Origin of the sequence: Enterobacter sp. RCC_40, from assembly GCF_041360735.1 — a bacterium.
In the GTDB taxonomy this organism is placed as follows: Bacteria; Pseudomonadota; Gammaproteobacteria; order Enterobacterales; family Enterobacteriaceae; genus Enterobacter; species Enterobacter ludwigii.
Genome location: NZ_JBFUPR010000001.1, coordinates 635,427 through 658,412, shown reverse-complemented (window position 1 = coordinate 658,412; position 22,986 = coordinate 635,427). Strand labels below are relative to the sequence as shown.

Here is a 22,986-nt window from a genome sequence, read left to right as displayed (position 1 = left end):
GGCATAGCTACCGCACGAGCCCTTCAGAATAAGGCCCAGCGTCTTCCTGACATATTTTGACAAACGGTAAGCAAGTTTACATGAGCTTGCCACCAATTCAATATTTACCGCTTCATAACTGATGGTTAATGAAGCACTCGAGACATTATAGGATTAATCTGAGAAAAAAATACGATTTAGCTAAAATCGTCTATTTCCCTCAAGCCAAAATCACATATCCATATGATTTAAAATGAAATTACACAAAAGAGAATCACTTTCATTAACGCAATAACCCTATTACTGCTACTACCATAATTAGTAGAATCTGGCTTTATGGGGGGCGAAGAAAATATATCCAATATGAATTATTTGTTGCATTATCGAGGTAACTTTCAATTTCAGCCAGACCTGTCTCAATATATGAAATTGTTTCAGGGAAACTGAGAAAAGTTAATTTTACACCTCAAAATAAGTTTGTCTTTTAATCTCCCTTTCGGATTTAATCTGGTAATTTTCCGATATTAACAATTAAGCACAGCTACATATTCCTGGTTAAAGCGACGATTAATTTGCACCGATTCCTCCTGTCTGCAGGGGTCTTCGTCGCCCTGCCCTTCAGCCACCTTCATCTGAAATTTAACGCTGACTTCATCATCGCTTCGCTTTCGCCATAGCGCAGAGTGAACAGGTGATAGATAAGATTTATTATAAAAATGATAAAATTTCGTTATAATTTCTTTAAATGTTTACGCCGATTAGCTTGTAAGCCACTGTAAAATATAGCCATTCAATTCAATGCATTTAACTTTGCTCTGGCCTCTGGTAACAGACGCCATCATTGTTTTCGCTTATTGGCAAACCCGGTGGTTTATGGGCGCAGGTGATGTTATGACCGCACAAGTCAGGAGTTGGTATGAATAAGAAAAGACGCTCAGTTCCCGGTATCAGGCACTATGACGGCCCAGCCGGTGGCTGGGGGGCGTTAAAGGCGACGGCCATTGCGGTACGTACCCAAATGGATACGCTGGATGCCCCCACAACTCTGCTGCGCACAAACCAGCCTGACGGTTTTGACTGCCCTGGCTGTGCGTGGCCCGATAAAGAACACAAATCCACGTTCCAGTTCTGTGAGAACGGGGCGAAAGCCGTCACCTGGGAAGCCACCAATAAACGCGTCACCACGGATTTTCTCGCCAAAAACAGCGTGTCCTCGCTGCTGGCTAAATCTGACTTTGAGCTGGAAGGTTACGGTCGTCTCACCCATCCTCTGCGCTATGACCGGGCAAGTGATACCTTCCAGCCAGTGGAATGGGACGACGCTTTCCAGCGTATCGGTGAGGTGCTGCGCGGGCTTGAGCCTGACCAGGTCGAATTTTATACCTCCGGCAGAGCCTCGAACGAAGCAGCGTATCTGTTCCAGCTGTTCGCCCGCGAGTACGGTACCAATAACTTCCCCGACTGCTCGAATATGTGCCATGAAGCCACCAGCGTCGGTTTACCCCGTTCCATTGGTATCGGGAAAGGGACCGTCTCACTTGATGACTTCGATAAAACGGAGCTGGTTATCTCCATTGGTCATAACCCTGGTACCAACCATCCGCGGATGATGGGCACGCTGCATGAGCTGGCTCGCCGCAACGTACCGATTATCGTCTTTAATCCCCTGCGCGAGCGCGCGCTGGAACGTTTCGCGGATCCGCAAAGCGTTATTGAGATGGCAACCTACAGCTCTACCGATATCGCCTCCACCTATTTCCAGGTGAAAGCCGGGGGCGATGCCGCTGCGTTAAAAGGGATCGCAAAACACCTGCTGGAGATGGAGAACGAACGCGGAAACGTGCTCGATCGCGCCTTTATTGCTGAACACACCCTGGGTGTTGAGGCGTTTACTGCGGATATTGCGCAAACCGACTGGGAGGCCATTGAGCGTGAATCCGGGTTGAGCCGGGCAGCGCTCAAATCCGTGGCCGAGGCCTACGCAAAATCGAATGCCACCATCATCACCTACGGGATGGGCATCACCCAGCATAATAAAGGCACCGCGAATGTCCGCCTGATCGCTGATCTGTTGCTGCTGCGCGGTAACATTGGCAAACCCGGCGCGGGGATATGCCCACTGCGCGGCCACTCGAACGTTCAGGGTAACCGCACCGTGGGCATAAGCGAGAAACCGACACCGGCATTTCTCAACCGCCTGAAGGAGGTATTCGGTTTTGAGCCCCCTGCTCACCACGGCCATGATGCGGTGCAGGCAACGCAGGCCATGATCGACGGACGTGCAAAAGCGCTGATCTGTCTGGGGGGAAATTTTGCGGTAGCGATGCCCGATCACGAGAACGGTTTTCCGGCAATGAATACGCTGGATCTGAGCGTGCACATCGGTACCAAGCTCAACCGCACCCATTTGCTGGTGGGTAAAGAGACCTTTATTTTGCCGTGCCTCGGTCGTACCGAGCTGGATGTCCAGGCCACCGGACGCCAGTCTATTACCGTGGAAGACTCGATGTCGATGGTGCATGCCTCTTCTGGCAAGCTGAAACCCGCCTCTCCGCGCCTGCGCGCTGAGCCGGCCATTGTCGCCGGAATGGCGCAAGCCACCCTGCGGGAGACCCGCGTGGACTGGATGACGCTGGTTGAGGATTATGACCGTATCCGCCACCTGATTGAGCAGACCATTCCGGGCTTCGAGAATTACAATGAACGGATCCGCATTCCTGGTGGTTTTCGCATGCCGCTGCCGCCCACAGAACGTATCTGGCCAACGGCGACGGGCAAAGCGATGTTTTCGGTTTTCGACGGCGTCAATGAGAACGCCAGTGGTGAAGGCGATAATGTGCTGCGCCTGATCACGCTGCGCAGCCACGACCAGTACAACACCACCATTTACGCCCTTGATGACCGCTACCGCGGCGTCTTTGGCCGTCGCGATGTGCTGTTTATGAATGAAGACGATATGGCGCAGTCAGGCCTGGAGCATGGCGATCGCGTGGATATCGAAACCGCCCTGCCGGGGAGCGTTCAGCGTCTGGAAGACATTACCGTTGTGGCCTACAGCATTGCGCCGGGTTCCGTCGGAGCTTACTACCCGGAGGCCAACGTACTGGTTCCGCTTGATTATCTGGATAAGGACAGCGGTACGCCGTCTTATAAATCGGTTCCGGTCCGCCTCATCCTGCGTTCGAAAGAGATCCGCGTGCTGTAAGGCTTTCAACGCAGAGAAATACGATGGATATAAAACAGTTAAAGTACTTAATCGCACTCGATCAGACCCGGCATTTTGGTAAAGCAGCCTCGCAGTGCAACATCACCCAGCCGACCCTCTCCATGCGTATTCGCAGCCTGGAAGAGGAGCTGGGCCTGGTGCTGATTACTCGCGGGCAACGTTTTGAAGGCTTTACGCCCGAAGGCGAACGCATTCTGGCATGGGCGCGCGCGGTGCTGGCCGCTCACGACGGCCTGCAGGCCGAAGCCTCGCTGTGCAAAGGGCAAGTGGTGGGTGAATTGCGTCTGGGAATGGTGCCGCTGGCCAGCGTGGATCCGATGATCTTTATCCGCCAGCTGACGCAAAAATACCCGGAGCTGACCTACAGCCTCTACTCAATGTCCTCGCAACAAATTGCCGACGGCGTCAGCCGGAATCAGCTTGAACTGGGGATTTGCTACCTGAACAGCATCGACACCCGTCCGTTTGATATTATCCAGCTGCCAAAAACCGAAATGGGATTGCTGCACGATATCCGCCATTTCCAGCTGGATCAGGAGACGCTGACCTGGCAGGAACTGATGGCATTTCCGCTGGGGTTTCTGACCAAGGGGATGCATTATCGCGAGCATATGGAGGTGAGCTTTAAATCTGCCGGCATTAATCCCGAGTCTGTCTTCGAAAGCGATTCCACTTTCCAGATCATTCAGGCGGTACAAAGCGGCGTGTGCTGTGCCGTGATGCCGCTGAACAACGGGCTTGAGACGCTGAACAGCCATTTCAGGATTGTCCCCATCGCCGACGCGAATATTGAGGCGCCCATTGGCCTGATAATGCGCAAGCAGAAACCCCTCTCCTCACTCGCGCTGCGCTGTTTTACCGATGCGCAGGCGATTTATAGCCCTGTTCATGAAGGCAATTGTTGCTAAGGAGAAACATTAATAGCATATCTCTCCTTAAAGTTAATTATATACCACAATGGTTTTCAATATTGATTCATATGGTTTTTGTTAAATATATCAATTCCTTTCCTTCGAATAGCATCTATCCACATGTCAGCCATCCATGATCCAATACCAAAACTTTGGATGGCTGTCTCTCTCATTAAGCGATGCTCATTTGCGATTGTGGTTGGCATGAGCGCACTATCGTCAGTATTTATGCACACCGCTAATGGACCGCTTCTTAACCCAAAACGATTGCATTGCTCACCGGGTTTTAGCCAATCCGGGTTGGGTGGATTCCAGCGAAATAAAGGATGCTCCTGATATTTTTCGAACCGCCCAATATATATGTTGGATGTCGGGCAAGCTTCAATCACCAACCCTTTTCTTGAATATTTTTCCATCAAGAAATCCTGAATAGCCTCATATAATCGTAATTCTCCACAAGAAATGACATCAGTGTCGGAACGTCCACCAGCGAATTTATCACCACCATCTGGCTGACAATTTACTGATATTATATGATTAAAAGGATTATTCTCTTCGAGACCACTATCAAGATACCGTTGCCAAAGCGTTTTCGGACTCAAATCTTTATGATCATCATCATTCATTAACAAATCTGCATCGGGCACCCACTCATAAAAATTAGCAAGTTCAGGTTGCATCGTCTTGAAATCGGGCCAGTTTCGTCTTAATAGCCACGCCTGATATAACAAGCCAGGTGTCGAAACGGCGTTGTAAAGTCGATGCGACCAGTAGTGAATTTTATCACGTAACTCATGCATCACAGGAATATGCTCAACCGTAAGTTGTGAAAGCTGAACAGCTTGATGATAAGCCCATACTAAATTATCGAGGTGTTGTCCCGCTGTCAAATAAGCTCGCCGTTGACGTTTTGCCCAACTCGCTGGTTTAACACCAAGCGCAAGGCCATGCCCTAACCGATCACCTACGCTTAGTAAACAATATTCGACGGCTTCATCCAAAGCCCTAAGTCCGCTTAGCAAGTGACTATAATCCTCACCGGCATGTACTGTAATAAAGGGACGCTGGAGTCGTGTTGATAATGAAAGTCCTTTTGGATGTTTTCCTGCCCTAAGCACTCTAAGTATTGGGGAAAATACCTCTATTGGTAATTCATTTTCATTTCCCGCTACATCATATCCCCGGACTAAGCGCCTGACATCTACTGTTTGGGGCATATCGCCAATATTACTTTTGTATGCCTCTTCCTGCAAAGTCACAGAAGAATTAAACATTTCAAGACCACGCACTTGGCTCAAAAGATTAGCCCTATAACTTTCTAATCTTTTGTCGTTTGGTCGTTTTTTATCGGGGTAACCACGAGTAAAATGAACAACTAAATGCGATTTTTCGAGAATGTTTTCTTTTTCATGCCTGGCATAGAAGTCCATGATTTTATTATGGTAAATATTAGGCTTATTTTTACCAAGAACGTAATCAGGGGATACACGATATTCTCGACAAACCCCTTCAAGAAAATCATACTTCATCCCTTCGCTTTCAAAATATTTTTTATCTGCTCGTCTGACACCTGAGGTAAAATACTCTACAAATTGCCCTAATCCAACAGAAGATACAACCATATAATTTCGCAAGACATTGCTGCAGCGAACGAAATTCATTAAACAATTCCGATAGTCTGTATTGTGAGTATCAGTCAGAACGGCAATACAAAATAGTAACCAGCGGTGATGCCCACGAAAACGCTCGTTAACAGATGCATGTAACAACCTTTGCTGCATAGTCACAAAAGGCAGAAATTGTTTAACTTGCTGTATATTCCACACATCTTCATTATTAGAAGAACCATGTAAAGCATCTTCTAGCACTCTATATTCTATAGCTTTATTCTTATCAGAATGAGATAAAAACTTAATAATGCAGGATACATAACCAGACAAATAATCTGGGATTTTTTGTTTATTTAAAAGTCCACTTTCAAAAAGAGTATACTCTTCTCTTCTCGGCCATTTAATTTTTTTATTAAGTTTGAAATCACCATCTATGAAACTGAGCATTGATAATGAGGTATATCCATGCCCATTAAAATGAACGTGATTATCGGCATAAACAGTATCGTTCCTTTCTCCTGGAAAAGCAAAAGGACATTGTCTTCCCGTCAGTAGTGATATCAGATCATCCTCTGATAGAACTTTCTGTTTTACTAATTGAGTATACGCGGTGGATATTATCCAGGCTGGATCCAGTAAAGAACAGATCATCAACCATGATTCGAGTCGTTCTCCCTTAACTTCAAAACAATCTCCCTGCCACAGTAAAAAATGGTTGGCCAATTCTGTAAGAATATCTAACACATTGATATGTGACTCTTTATAGCACCAATGGTTAATATTGTTGACAATGTCTTCGTTTCGAAGCCGCCCTCCATGATAATGTTGATAATCACGTGCGGCTGAAGCAAGTATAGTGTTCTCATTTTGTTGACCATTTGTATAAGTTGAATGTTGATTTGCATGATTCATCAAATGGTGATAAAAAAGGCGATCTGAAGACAATGTCGTCACAGGGATCAACCAATAAGGATCTTGATTAAACATATTATCCCCTAACGGTAATGTTCAATTGCAAATGTAAGACCATTGTACATTCTGGCAATAAAATTATTACCTTGAATCTTTGATTTCATTTTTGAACTGCTCATTATTTTATCTAAGATTACATTGGCAATATCTATTTTATCCCTGGCCCACTCAACCACTTCAGCAGTTATAATACTTTCATTCCCTGAATCCATTCCATACAGAATTCTAATTTCTTCAAAAGATGTCGCAGATAAAAAATCATTCTTTAAACTATGACTCGCATCCCCCTCAAAAATAGTATCACCGATAGGGTATTCATTAACATCCGAAGAAAAAAATATCGGGTTGCACCACATCGCTTGTATTAATTTTGCATAATCAGAATCAGTTAATAGTTTGATAGTAAGGGCTGTATTCCCACTAGCTGAAACTACTCCAGATATGTTTCTGAACAACGTTCGATCAGCTTTAGAAAATTCCGAGAATTTTCTCACAACATCAGAACGGGCACCCGTCGCGACGTTAGCATTAATGATTAAACCTTCTTTTAGGAAGGTTGTTAGTGCATTAATATAAATATACTGGAATCTACGAGCCAAATCAGAAAGATGTTCATCCTTAATCTTTTTCTTATCCAACAAGTTTAACTTTAGCACATTAAGCTGTGAGAATACCTTATTGAACACCATACTGATTAGTGGTATTAAATTAAGACCCTGAAGTGAAGGCAACCGATTATCATTAAACCATTCATATAATTCACTGGCAAATTTAGAAACAGTTTCATCATACTCAACCAAATTATCATCCGTTCCACTTTCACTGCTATCTTCAGTAATAACTTTTGTTGGATTAACAGCAAAAATTGAATAAAAAGGCGCTTTTGAAAAAATTGACATAAAACTCTCCTTGAATTTCCCTTCTTCAAGAAAAACGTCAGGTAAGTTATTTGTAATAGCTAACATGGACCATGATAATAATTCAAAAGCACGACTAAAAAATATATGATACCTTCGATTTTGTTGCTGACTATAGTAATCCCTATGCGTATAAATTGCGAGTAATTCCTTATTACCATGTTTATTTTCAGCCGTCGTTTTACTAATAAACATTGGTTCCATTATAAACTCTAACTCTGGCATACTCCTCAGGATATTAGTTTCCTCTGAAGAAGCACCTACCATTGCCTGAGGGAAAACTGTTTCTAAAATTTCAAAGTTTGTATCATGGGCCCGTAGCTCTTTTATTTTGGCATACTGCTGAGAATAAAAATCCTTATCGGCCCAGGTATATCGTTCTTTTTGTAATAATGGATTAAACGCCGATAAATTGTGAAAATCTAGCTGACTGGCTGAGGACATTTCCATAATTTTCAGATACGATTCAGCATTAGTGATTGCAATGCCATCTCGACGATCTTCAGCCCAGACAAAGAAGTTACTCCACAGAGATTCTGATTTTTCCTTACTCGAATAAAGTTCTTCAGGAGGGAGTAATCTGACAAGTTGCGAAACGGTACGTGCGCTATCGGGCTGCGGCCAAATGGTACTACGTTCGTTACCGTTGCAAAGTGGATAAAATACACTTTTGATCAGTTTTTCATAACCCGGATAGCTTATCTGCTGCATTCCATATTTTATCACTAAATTTGGCAGGAGTTGCTGAACCGGCAGCAATGGCAAGCGATCGTGGAATGGAAAAACTTTGGTCAGATAGGCTGAAGAAAGTTGCTCTGCGGCATTTTTAACTCTCGTTGACATTCTTCCTGCTGCTAAGGCATTTTCAAATTGCATTGTGGTAATATGTCTATATAATTCATCATCACCACTCACCAGAGGAAGTATTAATGGGCAAGACAATAAGCATCTGATATCATCAAGAACACCGAATGCGTTATCAATTTTCATATCAACGTCGTCGACCGGCAATACCAATGCATCACAATTTAATAAATTTACGCTTGCAATTAAAAACTCATGAAAATAGCGTTCAATATGTATTCCAGAGCGGTATTTCTGAATCCTATCTATTCCTCTTAATTCATTTAGCTCTGCTGATTCCCCAAGTGAACCAGAGAGTTTTTTTAAAGCTTCAAAGAAATTATCTTTATGTAATTGATTACTTTCAGGCCTCCTTAATACTTTTTCTACAGAAGCATAGACCGAAGCGATAATGACCTCAGAAAATCTGTCACCAATGTTTAACAGAGTAGGATCGATAACATCTATAAAGTGAAGGTTAGGGGTATCATTTTGACTTTTCCCCTTTTTAGACCAGATTGCTTGTGCATTACGTAAAAATACAGTTTTACCGGTTCCTCTGGCTCCACTAACGAAAATTGCATGATGATAGCTATGCAGTTTACTGGGATATTGCGTACATCTCGATTCATGCTCTTTTTTATATTTTCTAGCCTCTCTACCCATTTTATCTAATAAAGAAATCAATCGAATGTTAGCATCTTGTTGCCATAGTTCACTTTGCTCATTGTTCTCATCTGCTGAGTGAAAGTCATCTTTATATTCAGGTGCATCAAGATTAAGTATAATACTGCTTGGCATAGTCCCTCACAAAATATAATAATCAACATTAGAATGGTTTTTATTGCAACTTTATCTTATCAATTACTTACGCCCATGACTACTTTTAAAGACAATTCTTATTTACAAAATGGAGAGATACACCTCATAAGCCTATATGTAATGTAGGAACGCTTCGGGAACGACGTTGTTCAGCAACTGAGAATAGCCCTGCCTCTCAACCACGCTGAAACCGTTAATGAGTACCGCCTCGCAAACGGCACGGTATTCCGCTGCGCTGACCAGCGTCGTCAGTGCATCGCGGATGGCATTGAGCGTCGTGGGTGAAGTAGCGCCTGCGGAGATCAGGGGCAGGCCCGGCGTCAGCGGAGTTTGGTCAATCAACGTCAGACCCGCCAACGTTTCCGGCTCATGACGCTGCAGCAGTGCCCAGGTGACACAGTCGATAGCGGCGATATGCCCCTTCCCGCGTTTGACGTCAATCAGCGACTGACGGTGGCTGCCACTGAATGACGTTTGCGAAAAGAAAGAGGCGCTGGTCACCCACGGTGCCACTTTTTTTCGCAGCGCGTGATAGCCGGACTGCGAGTCAGGAGAATTACACACAGCCCGACGTCCGCGGAAATCCGCCAGCGTAAGATGCCGCTCCTCCGCACGCGTCACCAGAAAACTGCGGTAGTGACTCCCTTCGCATCCCGCTGCCGTGTAGTGAAAACAGCCCACCACCTGCACCTCCGGGAGCTGCGTGACCAGCGGGTAGCCGCAGGTCTGGCTGAGAATAAGCTCTGGCTGCTGCCAGTGGATCAGCAGGTCCGATTCCGGCCAGCCGGGGACACGCTCGACGTACACGCCCCGGTCGACCAGAAGTTGTTGCACCGCCAGCCAGAGCGCGCGAGTGTCGGCGCGATCCACGGCATACATGGGAAACGCCAGCAGGTTATTCATATCCTTCCTCTTGTTGTTTTCCGGGATGAGCGGTGACCGCCACTGGCCGGGTCAAGAACTGGCGTAGCCATTCGCCGTAGCCCCTGACCACAAAGCCATGGTTACGCTGCCGGTACGCTTCGTGGTTTTGGTGGTAGATTGTCTGTAACCCATACCAGGGAACGCCCGGTAAATCGTGGTGAATGGAATGGTAGTTGAGATTCAAAAACAGCACCCGCCAGAACAGCCCTGCTTCGTTGATGACAGAACGCGCCAGCGGATCATCCGCCGCTCGATGTTCATAAAAGGAGCGCACTTTAGTCAGCGCCAGCGCCGGATAACTTACCGCCAGCACAAACCAGACGGGCGAGAAACCGTTGTGCATCATCCAGGCAAACAGCGCTGCCAGCAGCGACGCGTGGACGAGCCACATTGCCATTGCGCGCAGGTGAAGATGGCGAAACGCCGTCACGGCGCTGGCTAGGGTCTGCAGAATATCCAGCAGCGGTGCCAGCAACAGCCGGCCGCAGAAGGTATTCCGTGCATGGATCACGCGCTTGTGCCAGGGCGAAAAGCGTGCCCAGCTCTCCTCGGTAAAATAGTACGACTCCGGGTCATCCACCGGGATCGTCAGGCTATCGTGGCGATGATGGGCAAGATGAGAGTCCCGGTACAGACCATACGGATACCACACCGCCAGCGGAAGCGTGCCAAACAGCGCGTTAAGCCAGGCAAAGCGTGTGGGATGGCCGTGGATCAGTTCATGCTGGAGTGACATATACCAGGTGGTAAATCCGATGAGCAGCAGCGTAGCGGGCAGCAATCCCAGCGTTTTCCAGTACGCCAGCGTGGCAAACCAGCCACTGTAAAGGGTGATGATGACGATCCACGTGGGCAGTTCGCTTCGCCACAAAAACCCCGAGGCGAGGTGGTGAATTTGATCGCGTTGTTGCGGATGTAAATAGAGGGAGCTTCGTTTACCCATGCCTTCAGACGCCGTTTCGCCAGAGAGAATGCCCTGACGATCGGGGAAAACGCCTGAAATAACAAAGAACTTATATCGCTTTGCTTTGCCAGAAACGCGGGCAGCGCGAGATCTCCCTCTCGTTCGCAACTTGACTTATTTTGCAATAAAGGTACTTTTCAGGACATGAAGAAGATCCTGATTATCGTCCCTGACGGCGGCATGCTGTTTGAAGCCGCCGGTATCGCAGACATTCTGATGCAGGCGAACCGGCTGCATCCGGAAGGCCTAGCCCATCCCTGTTACCGCATTATCATCGCCACCACCCAGCCTCACCAGGTGATCCACGGCCAGTCCGGCCTGAATCTGCTGGCGGATTATCGCCTGCCGGAGCTGGATCCGCGTGAACCGCTTGATACGATTATTATCACCGGCCGCGGAATGAACGAGCAGGAGAGCACGGCGGTGGTGGACTGGCTGCATCTCGCTGCGCCACACGCGCGGCGGATAGCCTCCATTTGCGGCGGCGCGATGCTGCTGGCCCAGACCGGCCTGCTTGATGGACGCCGGGCGACCACCCACTGGCGGCTGCTGGAGACCCTGCAAACCCAGTACCCGGCCATCCATGTGGAAGGTGGCCCGCTGTATATTCAGGACGGTCCCATCTGGACCTCCGGTGGGGTTAGCTCCGGGTTTGATTTGACCCTGGCGCTGGTGGAAGACGATTACGGTTTTACCCTCGCTCGCGAGGTGGCGCAGGATATGGTGATGTATCTGCGCCGCCCCGGCGGGCAGCTGCAGTTCAGTCGCTATAATCTTCAGCAGCCCGGCACCTCCGGCCCGATAAGCGACCTACAAACCTGGATCCTGGAGAACCTGACCGCTGACCTGTGCGTGGAAAATCTGGCGCAAAAAGCGGCGATGAGCCCGCGCAATTTCACCCGCGTGTTCACCCGTGAAACAGGCGCCTCTCCGGCGCGTTATGTCACCGAAGCACGCCTTGCCGCCGCCCGGCAACTGCTTGAACAGACCAGCGACCCTCTCGAACGCATTGCTGAGCAGAGCGGGTTTGGCAGCAGCATCAATTTGCGTCGCGTCTTTGAGAAACAACTCCACCTCACGCCTGGCGAGTATCGTCAGCGCTTCCACTGTCGCAAAATGGCATAATGTGATCCTTTTTTGTCGTTTACGCCATCCGGCCTGACGCCTACAGTGACTCCAGACAACAGAGATAAGGAGTGCACTATGGTTAAGGTCGGCATTAACGGTTTCGGCCGTATCGGACGTAATTTCCTGCGCGCGGCGCTGGGTAACCCGGATGTGCAGATTGTGGCAATTAACGATCTGACGGACAGCAAAACCCTCGCCCATCTGCTCAAACATGATTCCCTTCTCGGCATGCTGCCGGCTCCCGTTGAAGCCGCGGACGGGGCACTGCAGGTCGATGGCCAGCGGATTGTCGTCTTTAGCGAACGCGATCCGGCGAATATCGCGTGGCGTGACGCCGGCGTTGACGTGGTTATTGAAGCCACTGGCTTCTTTACGGAGCGGGAAAAAGCAGCCGTGCATATCACGCACGGTGGGGCTAAGCGCGTCATCATCTCCGCCCCCGGCAAAAACGATGACCTGACGGTGGTCATGGGTGTCAACCATGAACAGTACGATCCGGCTCAGCATTACGTAGTGAGTAACGGCAGTTGTACGACCAATGGCCTGGCCCCCGCCGCTCAGGTTTTGCATCAGCAGTTCGGGATTGAGCATGGCCTGATGAACACCACGCACGCTTATACCAACAGTCAGGCACTGCACGATCAGCCAGAGAAGGATCTGCGCGGTGCACGTGCGGCAGCCCTGTCGATTGTGCCTTACTCCAGCGGTGCGGCGAAAGCGCTGGGGAAAGTGATCCCCTCACTTGACGGTAAACTGACCGGGTATTCCCTGCGCGTGCCGGTTCCGGTGGTGTCGATTGTGGATTTGACGGTAACCCTGGGCCGTGACGTTACCGCCGAGGAGGTGAATGACGCCTTCCGGAAAGCCGCTGCCAGTGGCCCCCTGAAAGGCATTCTGGGTTACAGCGATGAACCGCTGGTTTCCAGTGATTATCAGGGCGACCCGCGCTCGTCAATTATCGACGGGCTCTCCACCCTCGTGATTGGCGGCAAAATGGTGAAGATCCTGGCGTGGTATGACAACGAATGGGGATTCTCAAACCGTCTGGTGGATCTGGCGGTGCTGATGGATAAGAAAGGGTTGTAACCTTCCCCCCGTTCCCACTCTGAGTGGGTGTCGCTGCCCGGTAGCCTTTCGCTGACCGGGCACGCGTTCGTCACTCTGCTTTGACTTTCACGCCCATAAACACAATTACCATGGCTGTCACCAGCAGGAAACCGCTGCCCGCGAAGACGCCGCTGGCACCGTTGAGGTCGAATACAGCACCACCCACTGCCGCACCGGCGCTTATCGCCAGCTGGATAGAGGCCACCAGCAAACCACCCGCACTTTCGGCTTCATCCGGCACGGTGGTGGCAAGCCACGTTGACCAGCCCACCGGTACCAGACCAAACGCAAAGCCCCACAGCGCGACCAGTAACCCGTCCAGCATCGCCAGATGACCAAACGCCACCATGGTGAGAGCAAGCACGCCCATCGCGAACGGTACCAGTGCCAGCGTCAGGCGCAGGTTACGCGCCAGCAGATGCCCGGCGACGGAGGTGCCGATGAAGTTGGCAATCCCAAAGCCCAGCAGGATCAGCGAGATGCTCTCCACGCTCGCCTGCCCCACCGTTTCAAGGAACGGACGCAGGTAGGTAAAGAAGGCAAAGTGGCCGCTGAAGATAAGAATGGTCGCCAGCATGCCGCCAATCATCCCCGGACGACGCAGCACGCGGAACAGCGTACTCAGGCTACCGCTGCTTTCCGGCTTCATGGACGGCAGTACCCAGAGCTGCCACAGCAGCGCCAGCATGCTCGGCAGAATGCAGAGAATAAAGACGTTACGCCAGCCAATCAGGCTACCCAGATAGCTTCCCAGCGGCGCCGCCACCACCGTCGCAATCGAGACGCTGGAGAATATCACCGCCAGCGCTTTCGGCACTTTATCGGCAGGCACCAGGCGCATCGCCGTGGCGGTCGACATCGCCCAGAATCCCCCGATCGCCACACCCAGCAACAGCCGGCCCATCAGCAGGACGTGCAGCGTGGGCGCAAAAGCCACCAGCAGGCTGGAGATGATCTGCAGCACCGAGAAGAACATCAATACCCAGCGACGGTCGATATTTTTGGTGGCCGGCGTGATGAGCAACCCGGTGACCAGCGCCACCAGCGCCGTGGCCGTCACCGCTTGTCCGGCCATCCCCTCGGACACCCCCAGGCTCGCGGCCATCGGCGTCAGCAAACTGGCGGGCAGGAATTCTGCTGTGATCAGGCCGAATACGCCAAGCCCCAGTGAGTAGACGGCTCGCCAGGCGGGTTTTGCAGGCGTGACCGCCTCTCTCGCCACGACACATGAATTCATCTGTTGTTCTCCCGTAATAAAAATGTGACAACTGTCGCAAAAGCATAGTGGGTTCACCCTGGACGATCTATGACATATAATCTCCACTTATTGATTATTCGTCCGGAGTTGCGTCATGACCGCTCAGTCACCCGATTTGATCAGCGAACTTTTGCGCGGCATGCGCCTGTCGGGCGTGAAATACCGTCGAATTGAGGCCAGCGCGCCGTTTGGCGTGGCGTTTCACCAGGCGCCCGGCAAAGCCCAGTTCCATTTTGTCAGCCACGGCAGCGCCCTGTTGCGTATGGAGAGTGGTGCCACCTTCACGCTGAATGGCGGCGACGCCCTTTTTATCCCGAACGGCAACGCCCATGCCCTGCTCTCTGACGAGCACGCCAGCATTACCCCGGTCAGTGCATTCCCCAGCGAGCCTATCTGCGGTTCGGTCTGCGCGATCACCTGTGAGCCGTGTCCGGAAAGCGAGAACACCATCATCTTCAGTGGATGCATGGATTTTGAACTGGGCGGGATGCAACCGCTGATCAAGGCGATGCCGGAAGTGATGATGGTGAGCCGGCTGATGTCCACATGGCCGGAAATTCATCCGCTGCTGGCAGCGATGGAGCGGGAATCAATGACCCGCCAGGCCGGATTCGCCGGGATCCTCGCGCGACTTGCCGACGTGGTGGCCGCGTTGATCGTGCGTGGCTGGGTTGAAGGAGGCTGCGGCAAAGCTACCGGCTGGGTGCAGGTATTGCGCGACCCGCGTTTGAGCCGGGCCATTTACGCCATGCATCAGCAGCCAGGCCTGAACTGGAGCGTGGCGGATCTGGCGAAAGAAGCGGGCACTTCCCGCTCCGTGTTTGCTGAACGTTTTCTGGCGGCCACGGGAACCACACCGGCAAAATATCTCAGCGAACTGAGGATGCGGCTGGCCATTCAGTACATCCGCCACGAAAATCAGCCCATTGAAACCGTCGCGTTGCGTCTGGGGTACGGTTCACTGGCCGCGTTCAGTCGGGCATTTAAGCGCATTATTGGGCATGCACCGGGCACGTTGCGCGAGACCAGCCAGACCCCGGAAGAGGTCTGAGCCAGGCGTTAGCGATACGTATTTTTTGCCAGTCGCCTTTCGCGATTTAATTATGGGGCGTGCTAAGGGAGCACCTGGCGCTATTCCGGAATAAAAGAGCATTCCGCGCATATTATTATCGCGCCATGATTTGCGCCCATTGATTAAATTAAAAGCAATATAATTATTTATCATAAAAAATAATTACCTTTCAACTAGATAGCAAATTCCCCCAATTCCTTCCGGCGCATAACCAGACGGTAAATTGTCTGGTTATGCGCAAAATGGGATATTCGACACGCGAAGCGGCCAATATTCGTCTAAGGTTTTCAGGTGATTGATAACAGCGGCAACGCTGCTCAGCGAATACAGGAGATGAACCGATGATAAGACCTCGTACACTACGCCCTGCTCTTTTGCACCTGGCTTTGGGCGGCGCGTTACTCGGTGTGACAACATGGGGTTATGCGGAAGAACACCTCACCACCCAGACAAGCTCCCCCGATATTTTACTTGGTCCTCTCTTTAATGATGTGCAAAGTGCCAAACTGTTTCCCGATCAAAAGACCTTTGCTGACGCCGTGCCGAAAAGCGATCCGCTGATGATTCTGGCGGATTATCGTATGCAGCGCACCCAGTCTGGCTTCGATCTGAAGCACTTTGTGGAAATGAACTTTACGCTGCCAGCGGAGGGTGAAAAATACGTTCCGCCTGTCGGGCAAAGTTTGCGTGCACACATTGATGACCTCTGGCCCGTACTGACCCGCACCACCGATAAAGCGAGTAATAAGTGGGATTCCCTTCTGCCGCTGCCTAAACCCTATGTCGTGCCTGGCGGACGTTTTCGCGAGGTCTACTACTGGGACAGTTATTTCACCATGTTAGGGCTGGCTGAGAGTGGCCACTGGGACAAAATCAGCGATATGGTGGACAACTTCGCTTACGAGCTGGACAGCTGGGGACATATCCCGAACGGCAACCGCAGCTACTACCTGAGCCGCTCCCAGCCTCCGTTCTTCGCGCTGATGGTCGAGTTGCTGGCGACCCATGACAGCGATGCGCTGAAAAAATACCGTCCGCAAATGGAGAAAGAGTACGCCTACTGGATGGAGGGGGCCGACACGCTGCAGGCCGGACAAGCTAACAAACGTGTGGTGAAGCTGGACGATGGCTCAGTGCTCAACCGCTACTGGGATGACCGCGATACGCCGCGTCCTGAATCCTGGCTCGATGATATTACCACCGCTAAAAGCAATCCTAACCGACCGGCCACGGAGATCTACCGCGATTTACGCTCAGCGGCCGCCTCGGGGTGGGACTTTAGCTCCCGCTGGATGGACGATCCGCAAAAACTGGGCACGATCCGCACCACCAGCATTGTGCCTGTCGATCTTAACGCCCTGATGTTTAAGATGGAAAAATTGCTGGCCAGGGCAAGCCAGGCATCCGGCGATACCTCCGCTGCCAGCAAGTATGACGCGCTGGCGACCGAGCGTCAGAAAGCGATCGAGAGCCATCTGTGGAATGATAAAGAGGGCTGGTACGCGGATTACGATCTTAAGAGTAAAAAGGTGCGTAATCAGCTTACGGCAGCCGCACTTTATCCGCTCTATGTGAAGGCGGCTTCGCAGGATCGCGCTGATAAGGTCGCTGCAGCGGCATCGTCACGCCTGCTCAAACCGGGCGGCATTTCCACCACCACCATCAACAGCGGCCAGCAGTGGGATGCACCTAACGGCTGGGCACCGCTGCAATGGGTGGCGACGGAAGGGTTGCAGAATTACGGACAGGATAAGGTGGCAATGGATGTGACCTGGCGCTTCCTGAAAAATGTTCAGCATACCTATGACCGCGAACAGAAGCTGGTAGAGAAGTATGACGTTTCGAGTACCGGTACAGGGGGCGGTGGCGGTGAATATCCGCTGCAGGATGGCTTCGGCTGGAGCAACGGCGTGACGCTGAAAATGCTGGATCTGGTCTGTCCGAAAGAGAAACCGTGCGACAGCGTGCCGGAGAATCAGCCGGCGGCAAACGATGCTGTCGCACCGGCGAAAAGTACGGCGCAATAAAGCGGCCTCATTCCCTCACCCTCTCCCACCTGGAGAGGGTGAATGGGCCGTCTTACGGGGTTTAACAGGGCGTCAGAAGCTGTAGCTCGCGCCTAACTGATAGGTTCGGTCACGTCCAATCCAGCAGTTGGTCGCATCGTAACAGGTCAACGTCTCTTTATTGGAGATGTTCTGCGCGCTCGCTTTCAGGGTCAGCCCTTCAAGCGAAGGCAGAATTTCGCCCATCCGATAGGATGCCGCCAGATCGTACTGCGTGGTGCCACCGAGTTTACCCGCGTCGTTCGCCGGTGAAATCTCCATCGGCCCGGTGTAGCGCGCCCCGGCCCCCAGCATCAATCCTTTCAGTGGCGTATTCTCAAAGGTGTAATCCCCCCACAGGTTGAATGCATTTTCCGGCACCTGCGTAGGGCGTTTGCCCTGATACTTATCGTCCTGCGTATTGATGGCGTGAGTGTATGCGTAGTTAGCAATCAGGTTCAGATTGTCTGTCGGACGGCTAATCACAGACAACTCCGCCCCTTTAGACTCCACTTCGCCGGTCTGACGATAGTTCAGGAAGCCGGGATCGGAGGTGACGACATTCTTCTGGCGAATACTAAATACCGAGGCGGTAAAGGTGGTGGCGTACTCTGCCAGCAGATATTTCACCCCGCCCTCCACCTGCTTGCTGGTGGTCGGCTTGACCTCTTTCGCCGTCAGGGTTCCCTGCGGCGAGACCGGGGCAAACCCTTCTGAATAGCTGATAAACGGAGAGAGACCGTTGTCGAAGGCGTAGAGCGCGCCCAGTCGTTTGGTAACGCGATCCTGCGATACCCACGCCTTGTCGCCGTTATGCAGATAATCGGTGGTGACGGAGCGATAATCATCATAGCGCAGGCTGCCCAACAGATTTAAGCCGCCAAACTCCACCTGATCCTGCAGGTAATACCCATTCTGCTGATAGCTCAGACGGTTTTTCTGCGCGGTATACAGCCCCAGCGCATCCTCATGGACCTGTGAATAGTCCGGATTGCGCATATCAATCCCCGGTGTTGTCGAGGCATAGCGGTAGTGGAAGTGGGAATTCAGCTTCTGGTAATCAAACCCGGCCAGCAGATGGTGTTTCCACTCACCCAGCGCAACGGTTTTGGTCACCTGATTATCAATGTTGACGCTCCGGAGATCTTCATCCGTGGTGTAGGCAAAGCGGTTAAGCTGATTGACTTCACTGCCCGGCCCGGTTGCATAAATACTGCGCTGGTGGGTATCGATGTCAAAATAGCGTGCCTTCTGGTTAAAGCCCCAGCCGCTGTCAAACTCATGTTCAAAGCTGTAACCCAGCATCCACTGGCGCTGTTTAAACCCGCTCCATTCGTCGCCGGCATAATCCCGCTTGCCCGCATATTTCGAACGCAGCCAGGCGAGCGGTAGCGGGTTAGACGGCGTCAGGCTTGGGGAGTTTTGCGCCAGCGCATCAAGGGTGAGACGCGTTTTGTTGTCCGGTTGCCAGGTGACAGACGGCGCAACCAGGTAGTTTTCATACCGGGAGGTGTGCGGCTGATCGTCACTCTCCGTCGCTTTCCCCAGCAGACGGTAGTTCCAGTCGCTATCGGCAATTTGCCCGGTCGAATCCAGATACCCCTCTTTCAGGTTACGGTTGCCGGTGTTAAAACCCAGTTCGGTCCGGGCGGCTTGTTGCGGTTTTTTACTCTGAATATTCACCAGCCCACCCGGCGAGGCACCGCCGTACAGTACCGATGAGGGACCTTTGAGAATATCAACGCTTTCAACCAACAGCGGATCGATACGGGCTTTGGTATTGCCGGTGACGTTATAGGGTAACTGCAGCCCGTTGTAGAACTCCTGATCGACGGTAAATCCGCGAATTTTATATTCGCTCATGTAGGAGGTGTTTCCGCGCACCTCGGTCGACACACCCGGTGCATAGCGCAGGATCTCATTCACGGAGTTCGCGTGACGCTTATCGATTTCCTGTGCCGACAGGGTATTGATCACCTGCGGGGTTTTACTCTCGGCAACGGCTGATTTGGTTGCGCTGTTCGTCCAGTCGGGCAGTACGCTGCCCTGCTCTGAGCCCGTGACTACGATGGTTGATTCTTCGGCAAACGCCTGTACCTGCAATGCCAGCGTCACGGCTCCTGCCAACGCGCATAACGTGAAACGAGAGGGGTTCATAAAGTCGTCTTGTGATTAAATGTAATCAGGAACGACAATTATTATCATTTCGATTAGCAAATCAATATGCACGTAAAAAAACGGCCCTCCTTGAGAGCCGTTTTAGTGAAGTTATGCCCGTCGCAGTAACCTGAAAATGCCCAGCACCACAATGGCACCCACGACAGCCACCAGGAAACTGTGCAGGTCAAAACCGCTGATGCTGCCACCAAAGCCAAACATCGTCGCCAGCCAGCCGCCTACAACCGCCCCCACGACACCGAGCACACACGTCAGTATGAAGCCGCCGCCATCATTTCCCGGCATGATAAGTTTAGCGATAGCGCCAGCAATTAGACCAAAGATAATCCAGGCGATAATACCCATAGCGATGCCCTCTTGCAGGTTTAATGCATGCGCAGAAAACCTTCTGCGCAGGTAACTTAAGTATAGGTCATCCCTGGAAAACTAATTTCATCTCACCGACTTATCTTCTCTGCAATCTGAAAAAAAACTCATCGGTTTGTATTAAGTTTCATTGTGCAGTGCCGATAACGCAAAGACAGTCTGTCATCTATCAAGGAGCCATCCGGCGTGAGTAATTACAGTGAGCAGTTCCTCAAGCAAAATCCGCTGGCTGTATTAGGGGTATTGCGTGACCTGCAAAAAGGTGAAGTGCCGCTGCGCATCAGCTGGTCAAACAATCAGTTCATCAGCAAGATCCTCGACGTCTCGCAGGAGCGACTGGTTATCGATCTGGGCAGTCAGGAGTATGAAAACCGCGCCGCACTGAAAGCAGAGAAACTCGCGGTGATGGCAGAGACCCACGGTGCAAAAGTGGAATTTGTGCTCCCGCGCCTTGAGATGAGCGAATACCAGGGTCTTCCCGCGTTTGTCACACCGCTGCCTGCCAATCTGTGGTTTGTACAGCGCCGGGAATATTTCCGCATCAGCGCCCCCCTTCACCCTGCCTATTTTTGTAAAGCTAAAATGCCGGACAAAAAAGAGCTCCGCTTCCGCCTCTTCGACCTGTCGCTGGGCGGTATGGGCGCGCTGATGGATACGCCGAAACCTGACGGACTGGTCGAAGGCATGCGATTCTCGCAAATTGAACTGGATATGGCCGGCTGGGGACGGTTTTATTTTGATGCCCAGTTGATTGCCATCAGCGAGCGTAAGGTGGTGGACAGCAAAAACGAAACGATTACCACGCCACGTTTGAGTTTCCGCTTCCTGAACGTCGGACCCGGTTCAGAGCGCGAACTGCAGCGCATTATCTTTGCACTGGAGCGCGAAGCACGGGAACGTGCGAATAAAGTTCTGTGAGGAAAACGGGCAGCGTGACCGCCGCCCGCCTGCGGCATTACATGGCATCCATCGCTTTCTGTACTTTCCAGATGTAACGCGGAGCCTGTGGTGCCGGATGATTTTTAGCCACATGTTCAACGAATTCATCTTTGTCCATGCCGTTAATCTCTTCTATCGCCTCTTTACGGTCAGAGGAGAAGGTTCGCAACAGCGCCCCGGCCCCGTTGACGTAAGAGACCACCAGCGCGTATTGCATCACTTCCGGGTCGTCGATGCCCTTCAGTACGCCATGCTCCAGAATGCTGAGATAGGCTGTCCCCATGGAGATATTACGCTCCGGGTTCTTCAGCTCACTGGTCGACGGCTGACCGCTCCAGCCCATGTAGCGGTAGACCTCTTTACCTGCGGTAGACGCTTTGAGCTGCATCAGCCCCACTGCGTTTGATTTGCTGACAAGCGTGGGATTACCGCCGGATTCAACGGCAATGATCGCGGTGATAAGACGCGGACTGACGCCCCATGCCTTCCCGGCTTGCTCGCTGATCGGCATCCACTGCATGGCCCGTTTCACCGGCACTTCCGGGTTCCAGGGCGGATTTTGATAGTCATGTCTGGAACTACAGCCCGCAAGCAACACAATCAAAAAAGCAAACCATCTCAATTTCACGTCATCTATCCTTATAGCCGGTCATCGCAGTGCGCCGCCCCTTGAAGCGGGCAGCGTATAAGCGGCATGATATAGACAATTAGTTTCTCATTCAGCAAGGAATTGCCATGTCTCAGTTTCATCTTATCGCACCGTCGGGCTACTGCATCAATCAGGACGCGGCACAACGGGGCGTTCAGCGCTTACTGGGCTTCGGCCACCAGGTAGAAAATCAGACGATTATCCCTCGCCGCCAGCAGCGTTTTGCCGGAACCGAGGCCCAGAGACTGAATGATATCAACAGCCTGGTGAACCTGAAGGGTGAGGATCGGATCGTGCTTGCGGTGCGGGGGGGCTATGGCGCGAGCCGGTTACTGGAGAGTATTGACTGGCAAGGTCTGGCACAGCGTCAACAGCAGGATCCGCTGCTGATATGCGGCCACAGCGACTTCACGGTGATCCAGCTTGGGCTGCTGGCGCTGCATAACGTCATAACCTTCAGCGGCCCGATGCTGGCCGGAAATTTTGGTGCGCCGGCGCTCGATGCATTTACCCTTGAGCATTTCTGGCGCGCCTTGCGAAACCCAACCTACAGCATAACGTGGCAAGGCCAGGGGCCGCACTGGGCCTGTGAAGGCCAACTCTGGGGTGGTAACCTGGCAATGCTGGTCTCGCTCATCGGTACGCCGTGGCTGCCGGACATCGAAGACGGTATTCTGGTGCTGGAAGATATTAACGAACATCCGTTCCGCGTCGAGCGCATGTTATTGCAGCTTTATCATGCCGGGATCCTTGAACGTCAGTCAGCAATTGTGCTGGGCAGTTTTAGCGGTGCGGCACCCAATGATTACGACGCCGGTTACTCCCTTGAAACGATGGTTGATTTCATCCGTTCCCGTCTCGATATCCCGGTTATCACCGGTCTGGATTTTGGCCATGAGCAACAAACCGTAACCCTTGCGCTGGGGGCACATGCGTCCCTGATACATGATGATTCAGGCAGTCGGTTAACAATAAGCGGTCATCCGGTCATAAAGGCATAAAAAAGCCGTTAAACCCCTTAATAAAACGCTGTTGCCGTGGTTAATATGTTAGGGTTTTAGTAACAGCGTTAACAT

The 22,986-nt window shown here is 51.4% G+C and carries 16 protein-coding genes; 8 read left to right on the top strand and 8 right to left on the bottom strand.

Annotation, left to right across the window (positions count from 1 at the left end; translation table 11 throughout):
• Window positions 1-895 precede the first annotated feature (895 nt).
• On the top strand, window positions 896-3,184 hold the full coding sequence (locus AB6731_RS03060) for an FdhF/YdeP family oxidoreductase (RefSeq protein ID WP_183516249.1): 2,289 nt from the start codon (window positions 896-898) through the stop codon (window positions 3,182-3,184).
• A gap of 23 nt (window positions 3,185-3,207) precedes the next feature.
• Window positions 3,208-4,113, top strand: a complete 906-nt coding sequence (locus AB6731_RS03055; protein WP_113655987.1) for a LysR family transcriptional regulator — start codon at window positions 3,208-3,210, stop codon at window positions 4,111-4,113.
• Window positions 4,114-4,169: 56 nt separating this feature from the next.
• Here the strand turns inward: AB6731_RS03055 and rdrB are convergent, their stop codons facing one another.
• The 4 genes from rdrB to AB6731_RS03035 form a co-directional block, all read right to left on the bottom strand.
• A complete protein-coding gene (gene rdrB, locus AB6731_RS03050) occupies window positions 4,170-6,713 on the bottom strand; it encodes an antiviral RADAR system adenosine deaminase RdrB (protein WP_113655988.1) in 2,544 nt (847 codons plus the stop codon).
• Between the two features lie 8 nt (window positions 6,714-6,721).
• Window positions 6,722-9,259: an antiviral RADAR system adenosine triphosphatase RdrA gene (gene rdrA / locus AB6731_RS03045; protein WP_113655989.1), complete on the bottom strand. Its 2,538-nt coding sequence runs from the start codon at window positions 9,257-9,259 to the stop codon at window positions 6,722-6,724.
• Window positions 9,260-9,391: 132 nt separating this feature from the next.
• Complete coding sequence (locus tag AB6731_RS03040) at window positions 9,392-10,183, bottom strand: phosphate/phosphite/phosphonate ABC transporter substrate-binding protein (RefSeq protein WP_113655990.1); 792 nt, start codon at window positions 10,181-10,183, stop codon at window positions 9,392-9,394.
• A complete protein-coding gene (locus AB6731_RS03035; RefSeq protein WP_371005870.1) occupies window positions 10,176-11,147 on the bottom strand; it encodes a fatty acid desaturase in 972 nt (323 codons plus the stop codon). The genes AB6731_RS03040 and AB6731_RS03035 overlap by 8 nt, the downstream gene beginning before the upstream one ends.
• 165 nt (window positions 11,148-11,312) lie before the next feature.
• Here AB6731_RS03035 and AB6731_RS03030 point away from each other — a divergent pair, with 165 nt between their 5' ends.
• Together AB6731_RS03030 and gap are read left to right on the top strand one after the other, a co-directional pair.
• On the top strand, window positions 11,313-12,293 hold the full coding sequence (locus AB6731_RS03030) for a GlxA family transcriptional regulator (RefSeq protein WP_014170563.1): 981 nt from the start codon (window positions 11,313-11,315) through the stop codon (window positions 12,291-12,293).
• Between the two features lie 78 nt (window positions 12,294-12,371).
• Window positions 12,372-13,382 carry a type I glyceraldehyde-3-phosphate dehydrogenase gene (gap, locus tag AB6731_RS03025; RefSeq protein ID WP_371005869.1) on the top strand — a complete coding sequence of 337 codons (1,011 nt, stop codon included), beginning with the start codon at window positions 12,372-12,374 and terminating at the stop codon, window positions 13,380-13,382.
• A 70-nt stretch (window positions 13,383-13,452) separates the two neighbouring features.
• Here gap and AB6731_RS03020 read toward each other — a convergent pair whose 3' ends face one another.
• Window positions 13,453-14,640, bottom strand: a complete 1,188-nt coding sequence (locus tag AB6731_RS03020; RefSeq protein ID WP_032678410.1) for an MFS transporter — start codon at window positions 14,638-14,640, stop codon at window positions 13,453-13,455.
• A 115-nt stretch (window positions 14,641-14,755) separates the two neighbouring features.
• On the opposite strand from AB6731_RS03020, the gene AB6731_RS03015 reads away from it, so the two are divergent.
• Both AB6731_RS03015 and AB6731_RS03010 read left to right on the top strand, forming a co-directional pair.
• Complete coding sequence (locus tag AB6731_RS03015) at window positions 14,756-15,712, top strand: AraC family transcriptional regulator (RefSeq protein ID WP_063156550.1); 957 nt, start codon at window positions 14,756-14,758, stop codon at window positions 15,710-15,712.
• Window positions 15,713-16,074: 362 nt separating this feature from the next.
• A complete protein-coding gene (locus AB6731_RS03010; protein ID WP_371005868.1) occupies window positions 16,075-17,760 on the top strand; it encodes an alpha,alpha-trehalase in 1,686 nt (561 codons plus the stop codon).
• A 72-nt stretch (window positions 17,761-17,832) separates the two neighbouring features.
• On the opposite strand, the gene AB6731_RS03005 is transcribed toward AB6731_RS03010, so the two are convergent.
• Window positions 17,833-19,935, bottom strand: a complete 2,103-nt coding sequence (locus AB6731_RS03005; protein WP_371005867.1) for a TonB-dependent siderophore receptor — start codon at window positions 19,933-19,935, stop codon at window positions 17,833-17,835.
• Between the two features lie 111 nt (window positions 19,936-20,046).
• Entirely contained in the window at window positions 20,047-20,301 is a 255-nt protein-coding gene (locus AB6731_RS03000; RefSeq protein ID WP_010432765.1) for a GlsB/YeaQ/YmgE family stress response membrane protein, read from the bottom strand.
• Between the two features lie 207 nt (window positions 20,302-20,508).
• Here AB6731_RS03000 and AB6731_RS02995 point away from each other — a divergent pair, with 207 nt between their 5' ends.
• Entirely contained in the window at window positions 20,509-21,240 is a 732-nt protein-coding gene (locus AB6731_RS02995) for a flagellar brake protein (RefSeq protein WP_020883443.1), read from the top strand.
• A gap of 37 nt (window positions 21,241-21,277) precedes the next feature.
• On the opposite strand, the gene emtA is transcribed toward AB6731_RS02995, so the two are convergent.
• Entirely contained in the window at window positions 21,278-21,889 is a 612-nt protein-coding gene (gene emtA / locus AB6731_RS02990; protein ID WP_014170571.1) for a membrane-bound lytic murein transglycosylase EmtA, read from the bottom strand.
• 107 nt (window positions 21,890-21,996) lie between these two features.
• Here emtA and ldcA point away from each other — a divergent pair, with 107 nt between their 5' ends.
• Complete coding sequence (gene ldcA / locus AB6731_RS02985; protein WP_014170572.1) at window positions 21,997-22,911, top strand: muramoyltetrapeptide carboxypeptidase; 915 nt, start codon at window positions 21,997-21,999, stop codon at window positions 22,909-22,911.
• Window positions 22,912-22,986: the final 75 nt, after the last annotated feature.

Bases quoted from the DNA above. Each gene is read 5' to 3' on its own strand.
- AB6731_RS03060 (WP_183516249.1), top strand. From the start codon at position 896: ATGAATAAGAAAAGACGCTCAGTTCCCGGTATCAGGCACTATGACGGC.
- AB6731_RS03055 (WP_113655987.1), top strand. From the start codon at position 3,208: ATGGATATAAAACAGTTAAAGTACTTAATCGCACTCGATCAGACCCGG.
- rdrB (WP_113655988.1), bottom strand. From the start codon at position 6,713: ATGTTTAATCAAGATCCTTATTGGTTGATCCCTGTGACGACATTGTCT.
- rdrA (WP_113655989.1), bottom strand. From the start codon at position 9,259: ATGCCAAGCAGTATTATACTTAATCTTGATGCACCTGAATATAAAGAT.
- AB6731_RS03040 (WP_113655990.1), bottom strand. From the start codon at position 10,183: ATGAATAACCTGCTGGCGTTTCCCATGTATGCCGTGGATCGCGCCGAC.
- AB6731_RS03035 (WP_371005870.1), bottom strand. From the start codon at position 11,147: ATGGGTAAACGAAGCTCCCTCTATTTACATCCGCAACAACGCGATCAA.
- AB6731_RS03030 (WP_014170563.1), top strand. From the start codon at position 11,313: ATGAAGAAGATCCTGATTATCGTCCCTGACGGCGGCATGCTGTTTGAA.
- gap (WP_371005869.1), top strand. From the start codon at position 12,372: ATGGTTAAGGTCGGCATTAACGGTTTCGGCCGTATCGGACGTAATTTC.
- AB6731_RS03020 (WP_032678410.1), bottom strand. From the start codon at position 14,640: ATGAATTCATGTGTCGTGGCGAGAGAGGCGGTCACGCCTGCAAAACCC.
- AB6731_RS03015 (WP_063156550.1), top strand. From the start codon at position 14,756: ATGACCGCTCAGTCACCCGATTTGATCAGCGAACTTTTGCGCGGCATG.
- AB6731_RS03010 (WP_371005868.1), top strand. From the start codon at position 16,075: ATGATAAGACCTCGTACACTACGCCCTGCTCTTTTGCACCTGGCTTTG.
- AB6731_RS03005 (WP_371005867.1), bottom strand. From the start codon at position 19,935: ATGAACCCCTCTCGTTTCACGTTATGCGCGTTGGCAGGAGCCGTGACG.
- AB6731_RS03000 (WP_010432765.1), bottom strand. From the start codon at position 20,301: ATGGGTATTATCGCCTGGATTATCTTTGGTCTAATTGCTGGCGCTATC.
- ldcA (WP_014170572.1), top strand. From the start codon at position 21,997: ATGTCTCAGTTTCATCTTATCGCACCGTCGGGCTACTGCATCAATCAG.